This window comes from Brevundimonas vitisensis (assembly GCF_016656965.1).
Classification (GTDB): domain Bacteria; phylum Pseudomonadota; class Alphaproteobacteria; order Caulobacterales; family Caulobacteraceae; genus Brevundimonas; species Brevundimonas vitisensis.
In genome coordinates this window covers 643,816-665,424 of sequence record NZ_CP067977.1, presented here as the reverse complement: position 1 = coordinate 665,424, position 21,609 = coordinate 643,816, and the positions used below count along the sequence as shown (strand labels likewise).

The 21,609-nt window shown below is 67.1% G+C and carries 19 protein-coding genes and 1 riboswitch; of the genes, 13 read left to right on the top strand and 6 right to left on the bottom strand.

Annotated elements, in window-relative coordinates:
• Nucleotides 1-9: 9 nt before the first annotated feature.
• From JIP62_RS03320 to ychF, 4 genes are all read left to right on the top strand, one after another.
• Nucleotides 10-2,085, top strand: coding sequence for a TonB-dependent receptor family protein (locus JIP62_RS03320; RefSeq protein ID WP_201103515.1), 2,076 nt, complete (start codon nucleotides 10-12; stop codon nucleotides 2,083-2,085).
• A gap of 54 nt (nucleotides 2,086-2,139) precedes the next feature.
• Nucleotides 2,140-3,465 (top strand): PepSY-associated TM helix domain-containing protein, encoded by a 1,326-nt coding sequence (locus JIP62_RS03315; RefSeq protein ID WP_201103514.1) that lies wholly within the window; start codon nucleotides 2,140-2,142, stop codon nucleotides 3,463-3,465.
• An 11-nt stretch (nucleotides 3,466-3,476) separates the two neighbouring features.
• On the top strand, nucleotides 3,477-3,947 hold the full coding sequence (locus tag JIP62_RS03310) for a copper chaperone PCu(A)C (protein WP_201103513.1): 471 nt from the start codon (nucleotides 3,477-3,479) through the stop codon (nucleotides 3,945-3,947).
• Nucleotides 3,948-4,073: 126 nt separating this feature from the next.
• Entirely contained in the window at nucleotides 4,074-5,171 is a 1,098-nt protein-coding gene (gene ychF, locus JIP62_RS03305; RefSeq protein WP_201103512.1) for a redox-regulated ATPase YchF, read from the top strand.
• A 3-nt stretch (nucleotides 5,172-5,174) separates the two neighbouring features.
• Here ychF and JIP62_RS03300 read toward each other — a convergent pair whose 3' ends face one another.
• Nucleotides 5,175-5,642 carry a hypothetical protein gene (locus tag JIP62_RS03300; RefSeq protein WP_201103511.1) on the bottom strand — a complete coding sequence of 156 codons (468 nt, stop codon included), beginning with the start codon at nucleotides 5,640-5,642 and terminating at the stop codon, nucleotides 5,175-5,177.
• Between the two features lie 207 nt (nucleotides 5,643-5,849).
• Nucleotides 5,850-5,971: riboswitch (SAM riboswitch) on the top strand.
• 157 nt (nucleotides 5,972-6,128) lie between these two features.
• On the opposite strand from JIP62_RS03300, the gene metX reads away from it, so the two are divergent.
• Complete coding sequence (metX, locus tag JIP62_RS03295) at nucleotides 6,129-7,109, top strand: homoserine O-succinyltransferase MetX (RefSeq protein ID WP_230974847.1); 981 nt, start codon at nucleotides 6,129-6,131, stop codon at nucleotides 7,107-7,109.
• The gene (gene metB / locus JIP62_RS03290) at nucleotides 7,106-8,293 is read left to right on the top strand and encodes a cystathionine gamma-synthase (protein WP_201103509.1); all 1,188 of its coding nucleotides are present in this window, start codon (nucleotides 7,106-7,108) and stop codon (nucleotides 8,291-8,293) included. The genes metX and metB overlap by 4 nt, the downstream gene beginning before the upstream one ends.
• A gap of 3 nt (nucleotides 8,294-8,296) precedes the next feature.
• On the opposite strand, the gene JIP62_RS03285 is transcribed toward metB, so the two are convergent.
• Nucleotides 8,297-9,640, bottom strand: coding sequence for an ATP-binding protein (locus tag JIP62_RS03285; RefSeq protein WP_201103508.1), 1,344 nt, complete (start codon nucleotides 9,638-9,640; stop codon nucleotides 8,297-8,299).
• Between the two features lie 146 nt (nucleotides 9,641-9,786).
• On the bottom strand, nucleotides 9,787-10,524 hold the full coding sequence (locus tag JIP62_RS03280) for a response regulator (protein WP_201103507.1): 738 nt from the start codon (nucleotides 10,522-10,524) through the stop codon (nucleotides 9,787-9,789).
• A gap of 82 nt (nucleotides 10,525-10,606) precedes the next feature.
• Between JIP62_RS03280 and JIP62_RS03275 the strand changes: the two genes are divergently transcribed.
• A complete protein-coding gene (locus tag JIP62_RS03275; RefSeq protein ID WP_201103506.1) occupies nucleotides 10,607-11,482 on the top strand; it encodes a branched-chain amino acid aminotransferase in 876 nt (291 codons plus the stop codon).
• A 3-nt stretch (nucleotides 11,483-11,485) separates the two neighbouring features.
• Here the strand turns inward: JIP62_RS03275 and JIP62_RS03270 are convergent, their stop codons facing one another.
• Complete coding sequence (locus JIP62_RS03270; RefSeq protein ID WP_201103505.1) at nucleotides 11,486-12,118, bottom strand: NrsF family protein; 633 nt, start codon at nucleotides 12,116-12,118, stop codon at nucleotides 11,486-11,488.
• The gene (locus tag JIP62_RS03265) at nucleotides 12,108-12,650 is read right to left on the bottom strand and encodes a sigma-70 family RNA polymerase sigma factor (protein ID WP_230974846.1); all 543 of its coding nucleotides are present in this window, start codon (nucleotides 12,648-12,650) and stop codon (nucleotides 12,108-12,110) included. The genes JIP62_RS03270 and JIP62_RS03265 overlap by 11 nt, the downstream gene beginning before the upstream one ends.
• Nucleotides 12,651-12,809: 159 nt before the next feature.
• Between JIP62_RS03265 and JIP62_RS03260 the strand changes: the two genes are divergently transcribed.
• From JIP62_RS03260 to JIP62_RS03245, 4 genes are read left to right on the top strand one after another with little or no spacing between them, the layout of a single operon-like run.
• Nucleotides 12,810-13,097, top strand: a complete 288-nt coding sequence (locus JIP62_RS03260; protein ID WP_201103503.1) for a BufA1 family periplasmic bufferin-type metallophore — start codon at nucleotides 12,810-12,812, stop codon at nucleotides 13,095-13,097.
• A gap of 7 nt (nucleotides 13,098-13,104) precedes the next feature.
• Nucleotides 13,105-13,986 carry an MNIO family bufferin maturase gene (gene bufB / locus JIP62_RS03255; RefSeq protein ID WP_201103502.1) on the top strand — a complete coding sequence of 294 codons (882 nt, stop codon included), beginning with the start codon at nucleotides 13,105-13,107 and terminating at the stop codon, nucleotides 13,984-13,986.
• On the top strand, nucleotides 13,983-14,729 hold the full coding sequence (locus JIP62_RS03250) for an HvfC/BufC N-terminal domain-containing protein (protein WP_201103501.1): 747 nt from the start codon (nucleotides 13,983-13,985) through the stop codon (nucleotides 14,727-14,729). Before bufB ends, JIP62_RS03250 begins: the two co-directional genes overlap by 4 nt.
• A gap of 4 nt (nucleotides 14,730-14,733) precedes the next feature.
• Nucleotides 14,734-15,201, top strand: coding sequence for a DoxX family protein (locus tag JIP62_RS03245; RefSeq protein ID WP_201103500.1), 468 nt, complete (start codon nucleotides 14,734-14,736; stop codon nucleotides 15,199-15,201).
• Nucleotides 15,202-15,206: 5 nt separating this feature from the next.
• Here the strand turns inward: JIP62_RS03245 and JIP62_RS03240 are convergent, their stop codons facing one another.
• Nucleotides 15,207-18,065, bottom strand: a complete 2,859-nt coding sequence (locus JIP62_RS03240; RefSeq protein ID WP_230974845.1) for an ATP-dependent DNA helicase — start codon at nucleotides 18,063-18,065, stop codon at nucleotides 15,207-15,209.
• 253 nt (nucleotides 18,066-18,318) lie between these two features.
• On the opposite strand from JIP62_RS03240, the gene JIP62_RS03235 reads away from it, so the two are divergent.
• Both JIP62_RS03235 and pdeM read left to right on the top strand, forming a co-directional pair.
• Nucleotides 18,319-20,862, top strand: a complete 2,544-nt coding sequence (locus tag JIP62_RS03235) for a ligase-associated DNA damage response DEXH box helicase (RefSeq protein ID WP_201103498.1) — start codon at nucleotides 18,319-18,321, stop codon at nucleotides 20,860-20,862.
• The gene (pdeM, locus tag JIP62_RS03230; protein WP_201103497.1) at nucleotides 20,859-21,602 is read left to right on the top strand and encodes a ligase-associated DNA damage response endonuclease PdeM; all 744 of its coding nucleotides are present in this window, start codon (nucleotides 20,859-20,861) and stop codon (nucleotides 21,600-21,602) included. The genes JIP62_RS03235 and pdeM overlap by 4 nt, the downstream gene beginning before the upstream one ends.
• Nucleotides 21,603-21,609: the final 7 nt, after the last annotated feature.

The window sequence follows — 21,609 nt, the reverse complement described above, 5'->3', positions numbered from 1 at the left end:
TCTCTTCTCATGTCTTTCAAGACCACCGCGGCGCCCCTGGCGCTGCTTGCCGCCGTCTATGGCGCACCCGCCTTCGCCCAGGACCCAGGCCCTGCCACCTCCGTCGACGAGATCATCGTCACGGGGGCGCGCAATCCCGAAGACCCGCCTGTCGTGGCCGAGGCGCGCCGCCGCCTGTCCCGCACGCCCGGTTCCGTTGCCGTCGTCTCAGCCGAAAGCCTCGAAGACCGCTTCGCGCCCAACATCGCCGATGTCCTGCGAGACGTGCCCGGCGTCTATGCTCAGAAAAAGTGGGGCGGTGACGTCCGCATCGCGATCCGTGGTTCAGGCATAGGCAATGCCAACCATCTGCGCGGCCTGTTCGTGTCGCAGGACGGTATTCCCTTCAATGAGGCCGACGGGTTCGGCGATGTGCAGATGGTCGACCCCCTGCTGGCCCGCTACACAGAGGTCTATAAGGGCGGCAATGCACTGCGCTTCGGCGGCGCTCTTCTGGGCGGGGCGATCAATCTGGTCACGCCCAATGGGCGAACTTCGGGCGAGACGGCCAGCCTGCGCGCGGACATCGGTTCGTGGCAAACGGCGCGCCTGCATGCCGAAATCTCTGGCGTTAGCGGCGACTGGGACGGCTTCCTGGGCGTTACCGGAGCCACAGCCGAGGGCTGGCGGCAGAATTCCGAGGGGCAGCAGCAGTACATCACTGCCAACATCGGCCGCAGTCTGGGCGAGGACCGCGAGGTCCGTCTGATCGTTCAGGGTGCCTATATCCATCAGGACATTCCTGGCTCCCTGACCCTGACCCAGGCTCTGACCGACCCCGAGACTGCGGCCCCGGCCAATGTCGCCAATGCCTATCAGCGGGACTACGCCTCGGTGCGGACCACGGTGTCGACACGCTGGCGTCTGTCGCCGGGTCTGATCTTCGAAGGGGCCGTCTATGGCACCTGGAAGGACCTGCATCACCCGATCTTCCAGGTCATTGATCAGCAGAGCCGCAACTATGGGGCCTTTGGCCGTTTCGACTGGGAGGGGCAGCTGTTCGGCCTACGGGCTGATGCCTTCGGCGGCGTCTGGTATCGTGCAGGCGACCTGGACGCCCAGCAGTTCGTCAACGTCGCTGGCTCAAGCGGGGCTCTCCGTGCCAAGGCGCGTCAGAACGCCCAGGCACTGGACGTCTTTGCCGAGGGCCGATTGTTCGTCACCGACAGTGTTGCCCTGGTGGCTGGCGGGGCCTGGGGCCGGGCCGAGCGCGACTATCAGAGCTTTGCCGTGCCCGGTGTCGCCACCACCTTCAACCTGGCGACCGGCAAGGACTACGACTGGTTCGCGCCACGTCTAGGTATCCTGTGGGAAGGCCCGACGGGGGCGCAGGCCTATGCCAATGTGACCCGCTCGATCGAGCCGCCGAACTTCAGCTCGCTGTCGCCCACGATCGGCGGCTTTGCCCCGATCGAGGCCCAGGAAGCCTGGACCTGGGAGGCGGGCGTTCGTGGCCGCAATGATCGCTTCACCTGGGACGTGGCGGTCTATCGGGCTGAGCTGGACAATGAGCTGCTCAACTTCATCGTCAATCCGGCGCTGGGTATTCCAGCGGCGACCTTCAACGCCGGTCCGACGGTCCACCAGGGGATCGAGGCCGGTCTGGACTGGCGCTTTGCCCAGGACTTCGTCGGCGGAAACTGGCGTCTTCGCCAGACCTATACGCTGTCGGACTTCTTCTTCGAGGGTGATCCTGCCTATGGCGACAACGACCTGCCGCTGGTGCCGCCGCACCTCTACAGGGCCGAGCTGCGCTATGATCACCCCGGCGGCTGGTTCATTGCCCCGTCCGTGGAATGGTCGATCAGCGATGCCTGGGTCGACTATGCCAACACCTTGAAGTCGCCGTCCTATGCGGTGGCGTCGCTCAACCTGGGTTGGTCAGTCAATGATCAGGTCAGCCTGTTCGCCGATGCCCGCAACCTGTTCGACGAGCGCTATATCTCGAACTTCGGCGCTGTGACCGATGCCCGCGTGGCCTCGACCGCCGTCTTCTGGCCGGGCGAGGGGCGTTCGGTGTTTGTCGGCCTGCGGCTGGCCTATTGATGGACTGAACCGGGGACGGTTCGCGCCGTCCCCGGTCGATCCGGGAAGATTCTGATGACCGAGACTACAGTCGTGCCCCAGTCGGGGGCCTACCGGGCGGTGTGGCGCTGGCATTTCTATGCCGGACTGCTGGTGATGCCCTTTCTGATGCTGATGGCCCTGACCGGCGGCATCTATCTGTTCAAGGACGAGATCGACGCGGCGCTGTGGCGCGACATGGCCCGTGTGGAGGCGAGGGCCGACAGGGCATCCCCGGACCGCTGGGTCGCGGCGGCCCAGGTCGCGGGCGGCGGCGAGGCCCGCAGCGTCCGCATTCCCGCCCGTCCCGACGAAGCCGTCAGGGTCGTCGTCAATCGACCGGATGGGCAAGGGCGTATCGTCTTCGTCGATCCCCACGACGCTCAGGTCACCGGGGTCACCGCCCAGAACGGCGTCAGCAAGACGGTCAAACGGCTGCACAGCCTGGACCTCTTCGGGCCCCTGATGAACCTGTGGGTCGAGGTCGTGGCGGGCTGGGCCATCATCCTGTTCGCCACCGGCATCTTCCTGTGGTGGCCGCGCGGGCGAAAGGTGGGCACCGTCACCATCAGGTCCAAGCCTGGTTCCGGCCGACCCTTCTGGCGAGACCTGCATGCGGTGACGGGCCTCTACACCGGCGTGATCGTCGTCTTTCTGGCGATGACCGGCATGCTGTGGTCGGCGGTCTGGGGCGATCAGTTCATGGGGGCGGTGCGCACCCATGGCCTGGGCCGTCCACCCGCTCCGGCTGCAGCCAACTGGCATCATGCCGAGCACGCCGACCGCCCTGTCGGCACCGGCTGGCTGATGGACGGCATGGTCACCACGACCGCACCGTCCGAGGACGGACGTCTGTCGCGCGTTGTCGCAACCGCGCGGCGCGAAGGGGTGATCGCCCCTTTTGTGGTGTCGATACCGGCGTCCGACGACCTGGCCTGGACCGCCGCGCGCGAGGTCCGACGGGTTGAGGATGGCCGCAGCCTCTATGTCGATGCCGCGACCGGCACCGTCCGCGCCGATGTCCGCTACGAACAGTTCGGGATCGGGGCCAAGGTGTTCGAATGGAGCATCTATGCCCACCAGGGTACTCAGTACGGCCAGATCAATCGCATAGTCATGCTGGCCGCCTGTATCGGCATCTGGCTGCTGTCGATCAGCGGCCTGATGATGTGGTGGAAGCGGCGACCGAAGGGGAGGCTGGCGGCACCCGTCGCCCCACCCGGGCCGCGCGTCCGTGCCGCAGTTCTGGGGATCGTGATCCCCCTTTGCATCCTCTATCCTTTGACCGGCCTCAGCCTGGCTGTCGCCGTCTTGCTTGATCGGACGGTCGGCGCGATCCGGCGGCGGGCCACGGCTCACTGAAAGACGAACCCATGAAGCGCATTCTTATCCCCGCGTCCCTCGCGCTCTTGCTCACGGCCTGTGGTCAGCAGCCGGCAGAGGGCGAACTGAGCGTCGTCTCTGCCGCCGACGCCGTCTGTCGTCCGACCCCCAACGGTCGGCAGGCGACCGGGTGCTACCTGACCCTGACCGCCAGTCGCGATGACCGGCTGGTGTCCGTGACCAGCCCCGTCAGCGGTCTGGCACAGGTCCATGAGATGAAGGTCGAGAGCAATATGATGATGATGCGGGAGCTCACGGACGGGCTGCCCCTGCCGGCGGGCTCAGCGGTCGCCCTGGCTCCGGGCGGCAATCACATCATGCTGATGGGTGTGGCCAACCCCCTGGTGGCCGGCGACACCGTGCCCCTGACCCTGACCTTTGCCAACGCTCGGCCGGTCGAGATCGTGGCCCGTGTGGGCCAGCCCGCCTTGGCCACAAGTGAACACAGCGGCGGCCACTGAAGCCTGGCCGCTCCTGAAACGTCGAGGCGAAAGCGGATCAACGCTTTCGCCAACGGCCACAGGACGTGCTAGGTCGCGCCCTCCCCAGATTGAGCGCCTCTCGCGCTTTTAGACAACGAAGTTTCCATGGCCCTGAAAGTCGCGATCGTCGGCCTGCCCAACGTTGGCAAGTCCACCCTGTTCAATGCCCTGACCAAGACGGCAGCGGCCCAGGCGGCCAACTATCCGTTCTGCACGATCGAGCCCAATACCGGCGATGTGGCGGTGCCCGAGCCGCGCCTGCCGGTGCTGGCGGCCATTGCGGGATCCAAGGAAATCATCCCGTCGCGGATCACCTTCGTCGACATCGCCGGCCTGGTGCGCGGGGCGTCGAAAGGCGAGGGGCTGGGCAATCAGTTTCTGGCCAACATCCGCGACTGCGATGCCGTCGCCTTCGTCGCCCGCTGTTTCGTGGACGATGACGTGACGCACGTCGAAGGCCGGGTCGATCCGATCAGCGACCTGGAGATTATCGAGACCGAGCTGATGCTGGCCGACCTCGAGAGCCTGGAGAAGCGGGTCGTCAACGTCGAGAAGAAGGCCAAGGGCGGCGACAAGGAAGCCCAGACCACGCTGCGCCTCATCAACATGGCGCTGGTGCCGCTGCGCGAAGGCAAGCCGGCCCGGGTGGTGGAAGTCAGCAAGGAGGACGAGAAGGCCTGGCATATGCTGCAGCTGCTGACGTCGCTTCCGGCCCTCTATGTCTGCAACGTCGATGAGGATTCGGCCGACAAGGGTAATGCCCTGTCCGACGCCGTGGCCGCGCGTGCCGCCCGCGAGAATGCCAAGTCGGTGGTCATCTCGGCCAAGATCGATTCAGAACTCGCGGTGCTGGATGAGGCCGAGCAGGCCGAGTTCCTGGAAAGCATGGGCATGGAAGAACCCGGCCTGAACCGCCTGATCCGCGAGGCCTATGCCCTGCTAGGGCTGCAGACCTATTTCACTGTGGGTCCCAAGGAGGCACGGGCGTGGACGATCCCGGTGGGGGCGACGGGCCCGCAGGCGGCCGGCGTCATCCATACGGACTTCGAAAAGGGCTTCATCCGCGCCGAAACCGTGGCCTATGACGACTATGTCGCCTTGAAGGGCGAAGCGGGCGCGCGCGAGGCGGGCAAGCTGCGGGCCGAAGGCAAGACCTATGTCGTCAAGGACGGCGACGTCATGCATTTCCTCTTCAACGGCTGAGGCTTACGGCACCGGAGACGTGGTCGCCGTATCGGCCAGGGTCGTGCACTTGGTCAGCTGCACCGTGGCGCTGTCCCGGTCCAGATAAGTCAGGTTCAGGGTCTGTCCCTCTACGGCCATTCGGACGCGCTCGGTCGTGGCCATACCTTCAGACTGACAACGCAGCGTCGCCTGATAGGCATCGGCGGTCTGGGTGACCTCGGCGATGTCGCAGCTGTTCTCGTAGCCGATGAACTGCGTCGGCGTGATCGTGATCGGCTGGGTGTCGCCATTGGTGTTGGGGCACCAGGCCACGTCGGCTGCCCATCGTCCGACGAAACTGGTCGGGCCGGCTCCGGGCATGGAGGCCGCGACGGAGGGCTCCTCTATGGGCGCAGGGACGGTCGCATCCGGTTCTGTGGTCGTCGGCTCGGCGTCCGGGCCGCAGGCCGCCAGCAGAAGGATCAGGGGGAGGGCGTGGTACGGTTTCATGTCGGGGCTCCAGTGGTCCACTGCATGGCAACGCCTTCGACGCCCGATAGTTCGGACCGCATCACTGGGTAAGGTCTGGCCTGGGCCAGCGGCTCCCACCTCTACCGGCGCACGAAACATGATCAGGATGTGAGTCGCGAGGTTATTTCTTGCTGCGTCCACTGATCGGGGCTTGACGTCGCAGCCGGTTTTGCCTCAAAGATTACTCACTCATCAAGACCGGCTGAGGGACTAGGCCCTTTGACGCCGGGGCAACCGACCAGGAACACACCCCGTTCTTGGAGATGGTGCCAACTCCTGCGGGGACCTCGGTCCGCGAGAGATGAGTGAAGGGCAGGCGCCCTCACGGGTGCCGTCACGCGCTTCACGGGTCTTTTGCGTCATCGGATTGTCGCGGCGAGTGCTCGGTGAGCGGGACCGAGCCAGACCGTGACGACGCCGCTGCTTTCCGAAACCCCACGACGGTCCGCCCGTCCTGAATCCAGCGTGCGTGACCTCGCCGTCGTGATTCCGGACGATTTCCGTCTGGTGTCGGGTGAACGACTGGCAGCGGTCCACATTCGGGCGCGTCTGATCGGACCGGCCGCGGGGCCCTTGGTCGTCGTGGGCGGAGGGATTTCGGCCGGACGCTGTCCTGATGTTACCGACGCCGGGTCGCCCGGCTGGTGGGCCTGGGCCGTCGGTGCGGCGGCCGTGGTCGACACCTCGCGCCTGCGCGTGCTCGCGCTCGATTGGCTGCCGGGCGGGGATCAGGACGAGATCGTCACTGTCACCCCAACCGATCAGGCCCGCCTGCTGGCCCTGGTGCTGGATGCGCTGGACGCCCCGGTCGTCGATGCCTTTGTGGGCGCCTCCTATGGGGGCTGCGTCGGCATGGCCTTTGCGCAAGCCTATCCAGAGCGGATCGAGCGACTGGTCGTCATTTCGGCGGCGCACCGGGCCCATCCCGCCGCGACCGCGTGGCGCGGGGTGCAAAGACGCATCCTCAGCCTGGGGTTGGCCTCCGGCCGCGCGGACGAAGCGGTTGCGCTGGCTCGCGAACTGGCCATGACCACCTATCGCACCGCCGAGGAATTCGACCTGCGCTTTGGTAGCGGAGAGGCTCCGGTCCAGGCGGGGGGCGACTATGCCGTTTGCGATTATCTGACGGACCGAGGCCGCGCCTATGTCGGTGCCACTTCGCCGCAGCGCTGGATCACCCTGTCGGATTCGCTGGATCGGCACCGTGTGGTCCCCGAGCAGATCCACTGTGCCCTGACCTTGGTGGGTTTCACCACAGACCGGCTTGTGCCCATCGAGGATATCCGGGCGCTGGCTCAGCGCGTGCCGAGTCTGGAGCGCCTGGTCGAGGCCACTTCGATCTTCGGTCACGACGCCTTTCTGAAAGAACGAGAGGTCGTCTGCGACGTCCTCGAAACCGCCCTTGCTCCCCTTTTTGTTGCCCGTCCGCAGGAGATCGCCGCGTGACCTGTCCCTCCGATGCCCATCCCTCGACCGTCTGTGCCCAGAAGGGCGTGAACGTCGATCCGGCCCATGGCTCGGTCATGCCGCCCCTCTATCTGTCGTCGAACTTCAGCTTCGATGGCCTGGATGGAAAGCGTCGCTATGACTACACCCGCTCGGGCAATCCGACCCGCGATGTGCTGGCCGAGACCCTGGCGGAACTGGAAGGCGGTGCCGGCTGCGTGGTCACAGCGACGGGTATGGCGGCGGTCGACCTGTCGCTCTCCTCGCTGGAGCCGGGTGACCTGCTGATTGCCCCGCACGACTGTTATGGCGGAACGCACCGTTTGCTGACCGCACGCGCGCGCCGGGGCCATTTCGAAGTGGCCTTCGTTGATCAGGGCGACCCCGCCGCCGTCGATCGGGCCATGGCGCTGAACCCCAAGCTGATCCTGATCGAAACGCCGTCCAATCCGCTGATGCGGGTGGTGGATATCCAGGACCTGTGCCGCCGGGCCCATGCCGTCGGGTGCAAGGCGGTGGTGGACAACACCTTCCTGTCACCGGCCCTGCAAAGGCCGATCAGCCTGGGTGCCGACTATGTGATTCACTCGACCACCAAATACATCAACGGCCATTCGGACGTGGTGGGTGGGGCGGTCATCTCGGCCGCCCAGGCGGATCATGAGCAGACGGCGTGGTGGGCCAATTGCCTGGGCGTAACCGGATCGCCCTTTGATGCCTATCTGACGCTGCGCGGCGTGCGGACGCTGTTTGCGCGGATCGAGCGCCAGCAGGCGACGGCCCAGCTTCTGGCCGAATGGCTGGACCGCCAGCCGGGCGTGGCGGTGGTCCACTATCCGGGCCTGAAGAGCCATCCGAACCACGACGTCGCGGCGCGGCAGCAGGCCGGATTCGGGGCCATGCTCAGCTTCGAACTGGCCGGCGGGCTGGAGGCGGTGAGAGCCTTTGTCGACGAGCTCAACGTCTTCACCCTAGCTGAGTCTCTGGGCGGCGTGGAAAGCCTGGTGGCGCATCCCGCTCTGATGACGCACGCTGCCATGGTGCCCGAGGCGCGTCGCGTGGCGGGCATCTCCGATGGCCTGCTGCGGCTGTCGATCGGGCTGGAGCATCTCGAGGACTTGCGGGCCGATCTGGTCCGGGCCCTGGCCGCCGTGCCGGTAGTCGAGGAAGTCGAGGCGGCCTGACCCTCAGCCAGGGATGCGGATCCGGGCTGACAGACCGCCCAGGTCGCTGCGATCCAGGGTGATGTCCCCGCCATGGCCCCGCGCCACGTCGCGGGCGATGGCCAGGCCCAGGCCGACGCCCTTGCGGTTCTGATTGCGCGCGGGGTCCAGCCGGGAGAAGGGCCGGAACGCCTCCTCGTGCAGGTCTTCGGCAATGCCGGGGCCGTCGTCCTCGACCACGATCTCCAGCCCGCCCGAGGGCAGGCGGCGTGCTGACAGCCGCACATGTTCACCGTGTGAGGCGGCATTGCCCGCAAGGTTGGCCAGAGCTCGCTTGAAAGCCAGGGGACGCAGCGATGCCGTCATATCGACCGGAACGTCGACCTGTGCCTCTGCCCCTGCGCGCCGAACATCATCCGCAGCCGTATTCAGAAGATCGCTGATCGACACCGATTGCGGGGCTTCGCCCGCCTCGCCGCGCGCGAAAGCCAGGTATTCATCGATCATATGCTCCATCTCATCCATGTCGCTCCGCATGGCAGCGGCCCGTTTGAACGGGGGAGCCAGGGCCAGCTCCAGCCTCAGGCGGGTGAGAGGGGTGCGCAGGTCGTGGCTGACGGAGGCCAGCAGTGCCGTGCGCTGGTCGATATGACGCTGGATCCGATCGCGCATTTCCATGAAGGCGGTGGCGGCGGCTCGGACCTCGCGCGCGCCATGGGGCTTGAACCTCTCCTGGGTTTCGCCCCGACCAAAGGCCTCGGCCGCTTCGGCCAGTCGCTCGATTGCCCGGACCTGATTGCGGATGAACAGGATCGCCACCCCCATCAGAAGAATGGTCGCGACCAGCAGCCAGACCACGAAGATATGGGCCTGGGTCGCCACGGCGCGTTCGCGTGGTGCGATGACACGCAGCACGCCCTGCGGCGTCTGGACCTGGATATCGACATAGGCTGGATAGCGCAGGGTATCGAACCAGAACGGCTGGTCCAGTCGGCTGGCCAAGGCCTGTTCCAGCACCCGGTCGACGACGCCAATCGGACCCCGGCGCTGTTCGCTTGGCAAGGTCCGGTCCTCCTGCAGCGCGATCGACAGTGACATGGTCCGTTCGGCGCGATCGGCAATGACCGCAAGGCTGTCGGGGGTCGGGTCGTCCAGATAGCTTTCCACCGCCCAGGCCACATCCCCAGCCAGTCCTTCGGACAGACGGGCCGTCACTGTCTGCCAATGTGCATCGAAGAAGGCCCAGGTGACCGCGACCTGCATGACCAGCACCGGCAGAACGATGATCAGCAGCGATCGCCCCCAAAGGGACGTCGGCAGTCGCCGTTTCAGCAGGCGTTTCCACAGGGCAGGGGAGATGAGGCGCACTTAAAGCCTCTCCCATCGGGGCGGATGGCATGGCGCATCCTGCGCCGTCCCGCAGGTGGCTGGCCGCGCGCAAAGCGTCTGGGGTCGGCCCACACCGCCGCCGCCTCGCGGTCCCCCTCTCGCAGGGGAGGAGGAATGGTCCCCCATCAGTCCGGGGCCAGCATGTAGCCGACGCCGCGCACAGTCTGCAGATAGCGAGGATTCTTGGGGTCGCTTTCCAGCTTGCGGCGCAGGCGGGTGACCTGAACATCGACGGCCCGCCCGGTGATGTCGGCCGTGTCGGGCGACAGGGCCATGCGTTCGACCGGGGCGTGGGCGTGAATGGCCAGGGTCTTCAGCAACTGCGCCTCGGCTTCGGTCAAGCGCTGAAGAAGGCCGTCGCGCGTCAGTTCCAGCCGTTCCATGTCGAAGATCGCCGAGCCCAGCTTGATCTCGCGGGGTGTCACGGGCTTGCCGCCCGTCCGGCGCAGGATGGCGTCGATCCTGAGGGCCAGCTCGCGCGGCTCGAACGGTTTTGACATATAGTCATCGGCACCACGCGACAGACCTTCGATCCGGTCGTTCGGTTCGCCACGCGCGGTCAGCAGCAGGACAGGCGTCTTGGACAGCTCCGCCTTGCCCCGCACCCAGGTGGTCAGGTCCAGACCGCTTTCGCCCGGCATCATGACGTCCAGCACCACAAGGTCGAACTCGATCAGCTCCATCAGGCGCCGCGCCGCCGTGGCGTGGGCGGCGCCGGTGACCCGATAACCTTCGCGAGCCAGGAATTCCTTGACCAGCTCACGGATCCGATCGTCATCGTCCACGACCAGAAGATGGCGGCCCACGCCGGGGCCGGCAATCGGTCCGGAACGACCCGAGGTGCGCGATTCAGGACCGCTCATGCGAGCGACTCGGGTGATGCCACGTTGACGGGGGCGTCAGGGGACGGTCTAAACCGGCAGACTTTGCGGGAGACGTTATTCAATGGCCTTCGTTCCTTTCGACGATCGTGACGGCTGGATCTGGATGGATGGCGTTTTCGTGCCCTGGCGCGACGCGAAAACGCACGTTCTGACCCATGCTCTGCACTATGGCTCGTCGGTGTTCGAGGGGGAGCGTATGTACGCTGGCGAAATCTTCAAGCTGACGCCGCACTCCGAGCGTCTGAAGCGGTCCGCCGAACTCCTTGATTTCGAGATACCCTATAGCGTGGCCGAGATCGACGCCGCCTGCAAGGAAACCTGCGCCAAGATGGGGCTGGACGACTGTTATGTGCGCCCGGTGGCCTATCGCGGGCCCGAGGCCGTCAGTGTCTCGGCCATTCACAACAAGACCCACCTGGCCATCGCCGTGTGGGACTGGCCGAGCTATTTCGATCCCGAGACCAAGGCCAAGGGCATCCGTCTGGAATGGGCCAAATGGCGCAGGCCCGACCCGGCGACCGCTCCCTCGGCGGCCAAGGCGGCGGGTCTGTACATGATCTGCACCATGTCCAAGACGGCGGCCGAGAAGCGCGGCTTCTCCGATGCGATGATGCTGGACTGGCGCGGCTATGTCGCCGAGGCGACCGGGGCCAACGTCTTCTTCGTGCAGGACGGCGTGCTGCACACGCCGCCGGTTGACGCCATCCTGGACGGCATCACCCGCCAGACCATCATCGAAATGGCCAAGGCCAAGGGGATCGAAGTCATCGTGCGCCATATCCGGCCAGAGGAACTGTCGGGCTTCACCGAATGCTTCCTGACCGGCACGGCGGCCGAGGTCACTCCCGTCAGCGAGATCGGCGAATACCGGTTCAAGCCGGGCGCGCTGAGCCTGGGTCTGATGGAGGACTATGGTCGGCTGGTGCGGCGTCTTTGACCCCTACCAGCGCAGGGCGAACCGGCCGATGAGGGCACCGATCAGCCCAGCGGCCAGCACACCCAAAGTGTACCAGACCGCGACGAAGGCGGCGGTCGCCTCCGGGCAATGAAGCCCATAGGCCGTCGCCGCGATGGCTCCGGTCAGAAAACCCAGGGCTCCCCCGGCCAGCACAGGCCGGGTAGGGGCCAGCTGGCGCGCGGACAGAAACACCAGCGGGGCCGCAAAGGCTGACACGATCAGGATGTTGATGGCGCAGACCTGCCAGGTGAAGCCCATCAGGTCGTCCATCCGCAAGTCAGCGGGCAGGCTGAGCAGCTCGATCACGCCGGCCAGGGCGGCGGCCCCCACAACGGCAGCCAGTGCCAGGCCCGAGCGACCGATCGTGGCCCCCGGTCGGCCCAGCCTCTGGACCAGCCAGGCCGAAGCCACGGCCAGCGACAGGGTGTAGAGTGCCTTCAGCCAGAAGGTCGCGCCCAAGGCCGCCTGGCCCAGATCGGGCCGGACACCCAACAGCAGGACGACGCCCGCCGCTGCGACGACGATGGCACCCATCAGGAACAGTTGGTTCAGCCGGGCCGGGCGCACCGGCTCCAGTCCGGCGGCCAGGGCCTGAATCAGGTCATCAGTCTTCATGGGCGGATACGCTGTTGGAGAGCGCCTTCATGCTGCGATGGACGCTGACCTTGGCCGCGCCCTCTGTGAAACCGTTGCGCGCGGCGGCCTCGGCCACGCTGAATCCGCCGATGCGGACATCCTCGACCAGCCGACGCTGACGCAAGGGAAGAATGGACAGGACCCGGGTCAGGTCGCGGCGGACCGCGCCATCCTCGACCGTGTGAGGGGCTAGGAACTCGGCCATGTCGTCCATCGGCACGGTGGCTCGGCGACCCTGGCGGCGCAGATGGTCGATCAGCTTGTAGCGCGCGATCGCATAGCACCAGGCGCTGAACGGCATGGTTCGATCAAAGGTCGCGCGCTTGGCGTGAATGGCGATCAACGTATCCTGCACCAGATCCTCGGCATCGGCCTCATGGCCTGACAGCCTGCGTTTGAAGAAGGCCGCCAGGGGCCCCCTGATGTCGGACAACAGGACGCGCCAAGCCGCCGCGTCGCCGTCCAGGCCGCGCATCATCAGCTGTTTCAGATGGGCTTCACGATCGACCACGCTGTCCCCCATACGCGCGCAATCCTGTGTGGGTTACATCGCACGGACCGATTGGCGGCGTCGTGTTTTTTTGTGTCCGCCACCGTAACCAGGCATCACCGATCGCCGAAGTCTCCTCTTGTCAGGCCACCCCCGGCCGTTTGACCCAGGAGAAGACCCATGAACCGTTTCTCGATCGCGACCGGCGTCGTCGCCCTGCTGGCACTGGGTGCCGGTGCCGCATCGGCCGCCGCGCCCGCCGCTGCCCAGGATGCCGAAAAGGAAAAATGCTACGGCGTCTCGCGCGCCGGTCAGAACGACTGTGCCGCCGGTCCGGGCACCACCTGCGCTGGCACCTCGACCCGCGACTGGCAGGGCAATGCCTGGAAGCTGGTGGCCAAGGGCACCTGCACGGACATCAACACCCCGGCCGGTCGTGGCTCGCTGACACCCATCGCGAACCGCTGATCCGGTCATGACGCCCCCACCGACCGCCGGACAAATCAAGTCAGGACATACTTCGGCAGGGCTGGGCCTGAAACCCCAGCACTATGCCCAAGCCCTGGCCTGTCCGGCGGTCGGCCCCCAATCCGGCCTGTGGTTCGAGGTTCACCCCGAGAACTACATGGTCGAAGGCGGCCCGCGCCTGGCCTGGCTGGACGCCATACGGGCCGAACGTCCCCTGTCCCTGCACGGGGTCGGGTTGTCCCTGGCCGGAGACGAGCGACCCGACCGCGAGCATCTGGCGCGGTTTCGGGCCCTGATCGACCGGTATCAGCCGTTTCTAGTGTCCGAACATCTGGCCTGGTCGCGGCGGGGCGGCGTCTATCATCCCGACCTGCTGCCCATTCCCCGAAGCGACGCCATGCTGGACCTGGTCTGCGATCATGTGGACGAGGCCCAGGAGGCGCTGGGGCGGTCATTGCTGATCGAGAACCCGACCGCCTATCTGGCCCTGAATGGCCACGACTGGGACGAGGTCGATTTCCTGACCGAGATCGCGCGGCGCACGGGGTGCGGCCTGCTGGTCGACGTCAACAATGTGCACGTCAGTGCCGCCAACATGGGGTTCGATGCTGCCGCCTGGATCGACGCCGTGCCAGGCGACCGCGTCGGAGAAATCCACGTGGCGGGGCACAGGCCCGATCCGATCCTGGGTCAGGCCCTGCTGATCGACAGTCATGACGCCCCGGTGTCCGAGGCCGTCTGGGCCCTGCATCGACGGCTGGTCGAGCGGATTGGGGCGCGGCCGACCCTGGTCGAGCGGGACGGCGACATTCCAGAGTTTGCCGAATTGCTGGCGGAACAGGCCCGCGCCGAACTGGTGCTGCGATCGCCTATGGAGCAGGCGGCATGAGCGGTTTCCATGCGGCGTTCGACCGGGCGCTGAAAGGCGATACCCAGGCGCTGATGCCCTGGCTGAACGGCAGCGACGCGGCTCTGGCCGTCTATCGCAACACCACGATCAAGGCGCGGATCGACGCGCTGGAGGCCAGCTTTCCGACCGTATCGGCGCTGGTCGGACCGGACTGGTTTCGGGCGGCGGCGGCGGCCTTCGCCTCTGATCATCCGGGCGAGGATCCGGCGATGGCGGCCTATGGAGCGGGCTTTGCCGACTGGCTGTCCCTTTTCGGGCCCGCACGAGAGCTGCCGTACCTTGGCCCCATGGCCCGGCTGGACCGGGCATGGACCGAGGCTCATCTGGCCGCCGATGCCCCGGTGCTGGATGCCGCGGGTGCTAGTGGACCCGCGGGTGCCGTGATGACGGGACGGCTGATGCCGCTGCATCCTTCGGTCCGGCTGTTCAGGTTCGACTGGACCGCACCGTCGCTATGGCTGGCCCACCGCTACCCCGAGACCGGAGGCGAAATGGTGTGGCAACCACAGGCGGAGGCCCTGCTGATCCACCGGCCCGCCGATACGGTCCTGTCGCGGCGGCTGACGCCGGTCGAGCATCGGTTCCTGAGCGCCTGCCGATCGGGCCGCACCCTCGGCGTCGCGGCGGTGGAGGCGCTCTCGCTGGATGCCCATGCCGACATTCCCACCCTTTTCACCGGCCTGCTGAACGCCGGTGTGTTTCTCAGCCCCAACGGAGCCTGACGCCATGAGCACCCTGATGGACCATCTCGCCGACAGCCGTTCCGGCGGGCTTCTGTCCAGACTGCATGCGGCCATGTCGAAACTGGTTCCGGAGCCTGCCTTGGCGGTGCTGATGCGACTGGGCATCGCCGCCCCCTTCCTGCTCTCGGGCCGGACCAAGGTGGAGGGGGTGCTGACGGTGACCGACACGACCTTCTATCTGTTTGCCGAGGAATACCGGGTGCCGCTCCTGCCGTCCGAACTGGCAGCCTATGCGGCGACCTATGCCGAACATCTGTTTCCGGTGCTGATCATCATCGGCCTGGGCACGCGGGTCTCGGCCGTGGCCTTGCTGGTCATGACGCTGGTGATCCAGCTGTTTGTGGTGCCGACCGGCTGGCCGACGCATCTCTTGTGGCTGGCGCCGCTGGTCTATCTGATTGGGCGCGGACCGGGTCCGTTCAGCCTGGACCGCCTGCTCAAGATCGACTGAGCCGGTCAGGCCGCGCCGGGTGGCTGACTGAAGGCCGCCACCTGTTCGACCGCCTCTGCCAGCCCCATCCGCTGGACCTCGACCCCCGGGGGCAGGCCGGCGAACAGGCGGGTGGGGCAGGCGGCGTCCAGCATCACGAACACACCCCGATCGTCGGCGCGGCGGATCAGGCGCCCGAAGGCCTGGCTGATGCGGCCGCGCGCCAGGGCATCGTCATAGGCCTTGCCGCCGAAGATCTCGCGGCGGGCCTTGTGCAACAGATCAGGGCGCGGCCAGGGGACGCGGTCGAAGACCAGCAGCCGCAGGGATCGACCAGGCACATCGACGCCGTCACGAACCGCATCGGTGCCCAGTAGGCAGCTGTCCTCCTCGGCGCGGAAGACATCGACCAGGGCCCCGACCTCCAACGGATCGACGTGCTGGGCATAGAGGGGCAGTCCCGCGCGGGCGAGTTCCGGCCCCGCCGCCTCATACACCGCCTTCAGCCGCCGAATGGCAGTGAACAGGCCCAGTGCCCCGCCGCCTGAGGCCAGGAACAGCTCGCGCATGGCCGCCGCCGTCTGGCGGGCATCGTCCTTGACGAGGTCATTGATGACGATAACGCGGGCATTGGACACATAGTCGAAGGGGCTCTCGACCTTCAGCGTCCGTGCCGGTTCGATCAGCCGGGACGAGCCGGATCGCATCCGCGCCAGGGCAAAGGGGTCGTCGGCGACCGGATCGGACAGGGTGGCCGAGGTCACGAGCACGCCATGGGCCGGCACGATGACCGCGGCCTCCAGCGGGACGGTCGGATCGATCCAGTGACGACGCAGGGCGACATCGTGAATGCGGCCAAAGGCGGCCTCGGCGCTCAGCCAGTCAACGAAGTCGGGGTCGCGCTCGGCCCCGGCATCCTCCAGCGCTGACAGCATGGCGCGCCAGCCGGGCAGGGTCATGCGCGCACGCCGGTCCAGACCGCGCAGCGCCCCCTCGATCCGGGCGCGGGCCGAGCCGTCCAGTTCGGCTGCCTCGTCGTCCAGTATGTCTTCCAGATGCCGCGACAGCGCCAGCAGGGGTGCCTCGATGGCGGCCAGGGCGGCGGCGGCGGCCCGGGCGGTCTCGGCCACCGGATCGGTCACAGGCTTGAGCGCGCATTCCATGCCGAACTCGCCGCCGCCCGCAGAATGCCCCTCGCTGGTGCGGGCACGCAGCTGGTCTAGGGCGGCGGCCAGAAAGGCCTCGATCGGGCCGATGGGATTGACCTCTCCCGAGGCCGGGGCGATGCGGCCCGACACCCCTTCACCCGGCAGGGCGGCCGCCGCGCGGATGGCGTCGGTCAGTGCCTTTCGTGCCGCGTCATTGTCGGCGCAGAGGTCGCCCAGCCTTTGCTCCAGGCCGCGCCCGCGACGACCACGACCTTCCGGTCCCCGGATCCAGCGCCGCAGCTCGGCTGCTTCCTGGCCAGAGAGACAGGCGGAAAAAGCGCTGTCGGCGGCATCGAACAGGTGGTGGCCCTCGTCGAAGACGATGCGCTTCAGGGCGGCGGTCTCTCCGTCCTGCTTCAGGCCGCGCGCCGAGCGGGCCCCGTCGAAGGCGGCCTGGGTCATGACCAGGGCATGGTTGGCCACGACCAGATCGGCCCGGCGGCTGGCGCGAATGGTCTTTTCCACGAAACAGGTGCGGTAATGGGGGCAGGCGGCGTGGACGCATTCCCCGCGCCGGTCGACCAGATTGGGCGCGCTGGCCTGCTGGGCCGCAGGCGTGGCGAACAGGCCGGGCAGCCAGCCGGGAAAGTCGCCGCCGGTCATGTCGCCGTCGCGGCTGTGCAGCGCCCAGCGCGCGGTCAGGGCCATGCCAACCAGGTCGCCCGTGCCCAGCTGGGCGGCCTGGACCATCTCCTGAAGGTTCAGCAGGCACAGATAGTTTTCACGCCCCTTTCGGACGACGGTCTTTTTGCGTCGCACCGCCTCGTCCGGCCAAACGGCCGTGCTTTCGCGGTCGATCTGGCGTTGCAGGGCACGCGTATAGGTCGAGACCCAGGCCGCGCCCTGGTTCCGCTCGGCCCACAGGGATGCGGCGGCCAGATAGCCCAGGGTCTTGCCCGTGCCGGTGCCCGCCTCGGCCAGCAGGACACGGGGGCGGCCCTCCTCGTTGCGCGGGGAAAAGGCAAAGGCGGCCTCGGCGGCATAGTCGGACTGGGTCGGGCGCGTCTCGTCCAGACCCGACGCCTGCAACAGCTTGGCCAGGCGGATGCGGGCGGATTCGGAATCGACGGGGGCAGAACCGGCCTCTCCGCGCGGGGCCTCGTCCTCCCACTCCTCCAGCCGTGCCCAGACATCAAGACCCGAGCTGCGGTATTGCCGGTCGCGCATCGGCTGGTTTTGCAGGGCCTGCGTCACCCGCTCTGCCCAGGCCCAGCCCGCGCGCGACAGGGTGGCGGCCAGGGCGAAGGCGTCCTCGCGGCCGGGATAGGCAGGTTCCGAAAGCTCTTTCAGCAGGATCAGGGCCGCATCGCGCAGGGCCTGCGCCTGGGCCTCGGCCCCCTTGGGTTCGCTCAGGCCCAGCGCCAGGGCCAGACCAGCGGGGGAGGGGGCACAGAATCGCGCGGGCCGGACGAAGGCGAACAGCTCCAGCACATCCAGCAGGTCAGCCGACCGGGACGGGGCCGCCAGACCCAGTCGCCGCGCGGTCAAACTGGCATGGGCGACCATGACCGGGCCGGTGGTGAACGACCCCTCCGCCGCCCCGCGCCCGATCCGCCGGGGCCCGTCGACATCACAGATCGCCCCCGCGCCGGGCGGGGTGGCCAAGGCGGGGGGGAGGTCGCGCCACAGGTCGGTGCCGGTGAGGGGACTGCTGGAGAGGACGGATTCGTCGGACACAGTCGATAGATAGCCATTCAATCGTCGAAACGGAACGAGAACATCTGGCGGCCATGGGCTGCCCGATCTATTTGTCATCCATGGACCCGACCCCGCCATCTCGGCCCTCGTCAAAAAAGCTCAGAATCTTTCTGATTGTGGCGGGTATGATCGCGGCGGCTGCGCTGCTTCTCGATTGGTGGGTGCGAAACAGCGAGTTCGTTGCGCAGGACGCTTGCCTCGATTCCGGGGGGCGTTGGAGCGCGGACGAAACATGCCAGTTCGAGCAACCGGCGGAGTGACTGCGCTCCCCCCTCTCTTCGCCGACTGGTTCGCGTCGCGCGGCTGGTCGCCCCGGCGGCATCAGCTGGAAATGATCGCGGCAGCGGAGGCCGGATCGCATGCACTGCTGGTCGCGCCGACGGGTGGGGGCAAGACCCTGGCGGGGTTCTTGCCCAGTCTGATCGATCTGGCGGAGCGTGGGCCGAGGCCTGAGCATGGGCCGGGGTCGGGGGTGCATACCCTCTATGTCTCGCCGCTGAAGGCGCTGACGACCGATGTCGAGCGCAACCTGATGACGCCGATCCGCGAGATCGGGCTGAACATCCATGTCGAGAGCCGGACCGGCGACACCAAGCAATCCAAGAAGCAGCGGCAGAGGGACTTTCCACCCGACATCCTGCTGACCACACCGGAACAGCTGGCGCTGTTCTGTGCCTGGGAAGGCGCGCGGGCCTGGTTCGCGGACCTGAAATGCGTGGTCATCGACGAGGTGCATGCGATCTGGAGCGGCAAGCGCGGCGATCTGCTGAACCTGGGCCTGGGGCGGTTGCAGAGTTTCGCACCGACCCTGCGCCGGGTGGCCCTGTCGGCGACGGTAGATGATCCGGAGATGATCGCGAGCTGGCTGGTGCCGGGGCCAAGGGTGGTTACCGGCGACCATGCGAACCATGGTGGAGGCGAGGCAGGCGTCGTGATCGTCCGGGGCGATCCGGGTGCGCCCCCAGTCATCGATGTTCTGGTCAGCGAGGGCCGCGTTCCTTGGGCCGGGCATACGGGCCAGCATGCGATGCCGGAGGTCTATGAGGCCATCCGGCGCTCGGGGATGACGCTGATCTTCGTCAATACCCGCTGGCAGGCCGAGTTCGTGTTTCAGCAGCTGTGGGCCATCAACGAGGACGACCTGCCGATCGCCCTGCATCACGGGTCGCTGGCCACCGAACAGAGGCGCAAGGTCGAGGCGGCCATGGCGCGCGGCGACATTCGGGCGGTGGTCTGCACCTCGACCCTGGACCTGGGCATCGACTGGGGCGATGTCGATCTGGTGATCCAGCTGGCTGCGCCCAAGGGAGCCAGCCGTCTGGTGCAGCGGATCGGGCGGGCCAACCACAGGCTGGACGAGCCCAGCCGCGCCCTGATGGTGCCGGCCAGCCGGTTCGAGATGCTGGAATGCCAAGCGGCGCGCGAGGCGGTGGCGGCCAATGCCTTCGACTGGGAGCCGCATCACACCGGCACCCTGGATACCCTGGCCCAGCACGTGATGGGCGTGGCCTGTTCGGAAGGCTTCGACGTCGGCGAACTGCATGAGGAGGTAACCGCCTGCGCCCCTTACCGCGACCTGCCGCGAGAGGTGTTCGAGGAGGTGATCGATCTGGTGGCGACCGGCGGCTACTCGCTGCGAACCTATGACCGGTTCGCGCGGATCGTGCGGGATCGTCAGGGGCGCTGGCGGGTCCGCACCGCCCAGATGGCCCAGCGCCACCGGATGAACGTCGGCACCATCGTGGCGGCGGCAACACTGAACGTGCGGGTGGGATCGCGGCGCGGCGGCAAGCTGACGGTCGCGGGCCGCAAGGTGGGCCAGGCCGAGGAGCATTATTTCGAACAGATGGCCCCCGGCGACACCTTCGTCTTTGCCGGTCAGGTCTGGGCCTATCAGGGCATCGTCGGCATCGACGTCATCGTGACGGCGGCCCAGGACAAGGAGCCCAAGATCCCGTCCTGGGGCGGATCGAAGTTTCCAATGTCGACGTCCCTGGCCGATCGGGTGCGGGTGCTGATTCAGGACCGCGATCACTGGCGTGTCCTGCCGCCCGATGTGCAGGAATGGCTGGAACTGCAGGAGGCGCGATCGGTGATCCCGCAGGCTGACGCCCTGCTGGTCGAGACGTTTCAGCGGGGGTCGCGACATTATCTGATCGCCTATCCGTTCGAGGGCGGGCTGGCGCACAACACGCTCTGCATGCTGCTGACGCGGCGGCTGGACCGGCTGGGGGTCGGGCCGCTGGGCTTTGTCTGCACCGACTATGCCCTGGCTGTTTGGTCGATCCGGCCGATGGAGGATCTGGACCTGGACGCCCTGTTCCAGCCGGACATGTTGGGTGACGATCTGGAGGCCTGGCTGGATGAGAGCTTCGTGATGAAGCGCACCTTCCGCAATTGCGCCCTGATTGCGGGCTTGATCGAGCGGCGTCAGCCCGGTGCCGAAAAGACCGGGCGGCAAGTCACCTTTTCCACCGACCTGATCTATGACGTCCTGCGCCGCCATCAGCCCGATCATCTGCTGCTGCGAACAGCGCGGGCCGATGCCGCCAAGGGGTTCATGGATGTGGCGCGGGTGGGCCAGTTGCTGACCCGGATCCAGGGCCATATCCGCCACGCGCGCCTGGAGCGGGCCTCGCCGTTCTCTGTGCCGGTCCTGGTCCAGATCGGGCGTGAGCGCGTGGGCGGGGATGCAGCCGACATGATCCTGGAAGACTCGGCAGAGGCCTTGATCGCCGAGGTGATGAACGACGACGCGCCCGAGGTGGCGGCATGAACGCGGCCCTGAAACAGACCCTGTCGCCGATGCGGCGGCCGTGTGGCGGTCTGCATGTGCTGATCGAGGGCGAGGCCTGTGTGCTGCGCTGCTCCGGCGCGATGTGGGTCATCGCGCACCGGACCCTGATCGCGGGGGACCTGCATCTGGAAAAGGGGTCGGCGTTTGCGGCGCGGGGTCAGATGCTGCCGCCCTATGACAGCCGGGCGACGCTGGATCGGCTGGAAGCCGAGATCGAAGCCCTGAATCCAGCCTGCGTGGTGCTGCTGGGCGACAGCTTTCACGACACGCGTTCGATCGGGCGGATGGCCTCGGAGGATCGGGCCAGGCTGTACCAGATGGCGGTGGGGCGTGACTGGATCTGGCTTGAAGGAAACCACGATATTGCGGCGCTGCGCGAGACGGTGCCAGACCTGGGCGAGGCCCTGCCGGGAGAGGTCGTGGAGACGCTGGACATTGGGGCCTTGCGGCTGATCCATGAACCGCAGCCGGGCATTCAGCGCGGCGAGGTGGCGGGGCATCTGCATCCGGCGGCGCGGGTGTCCGCCCATGGCCGGAGCGTGCGCCGTCCGTGTTTCGTGACCGACGGGCACCGGGTGATCCTGCCGGCCTTTGGCGCCTTTACCGGCGGGCTGGACGTACGCGACCCGGCAATCGCCGGCCTTTTTGCCGAGCGTCCCATGGCTGCGGCCCTGGGCAGGGATCGCGTGCACGCCTTGTCGTGGGACCGACTGGCCTAGCCCATGA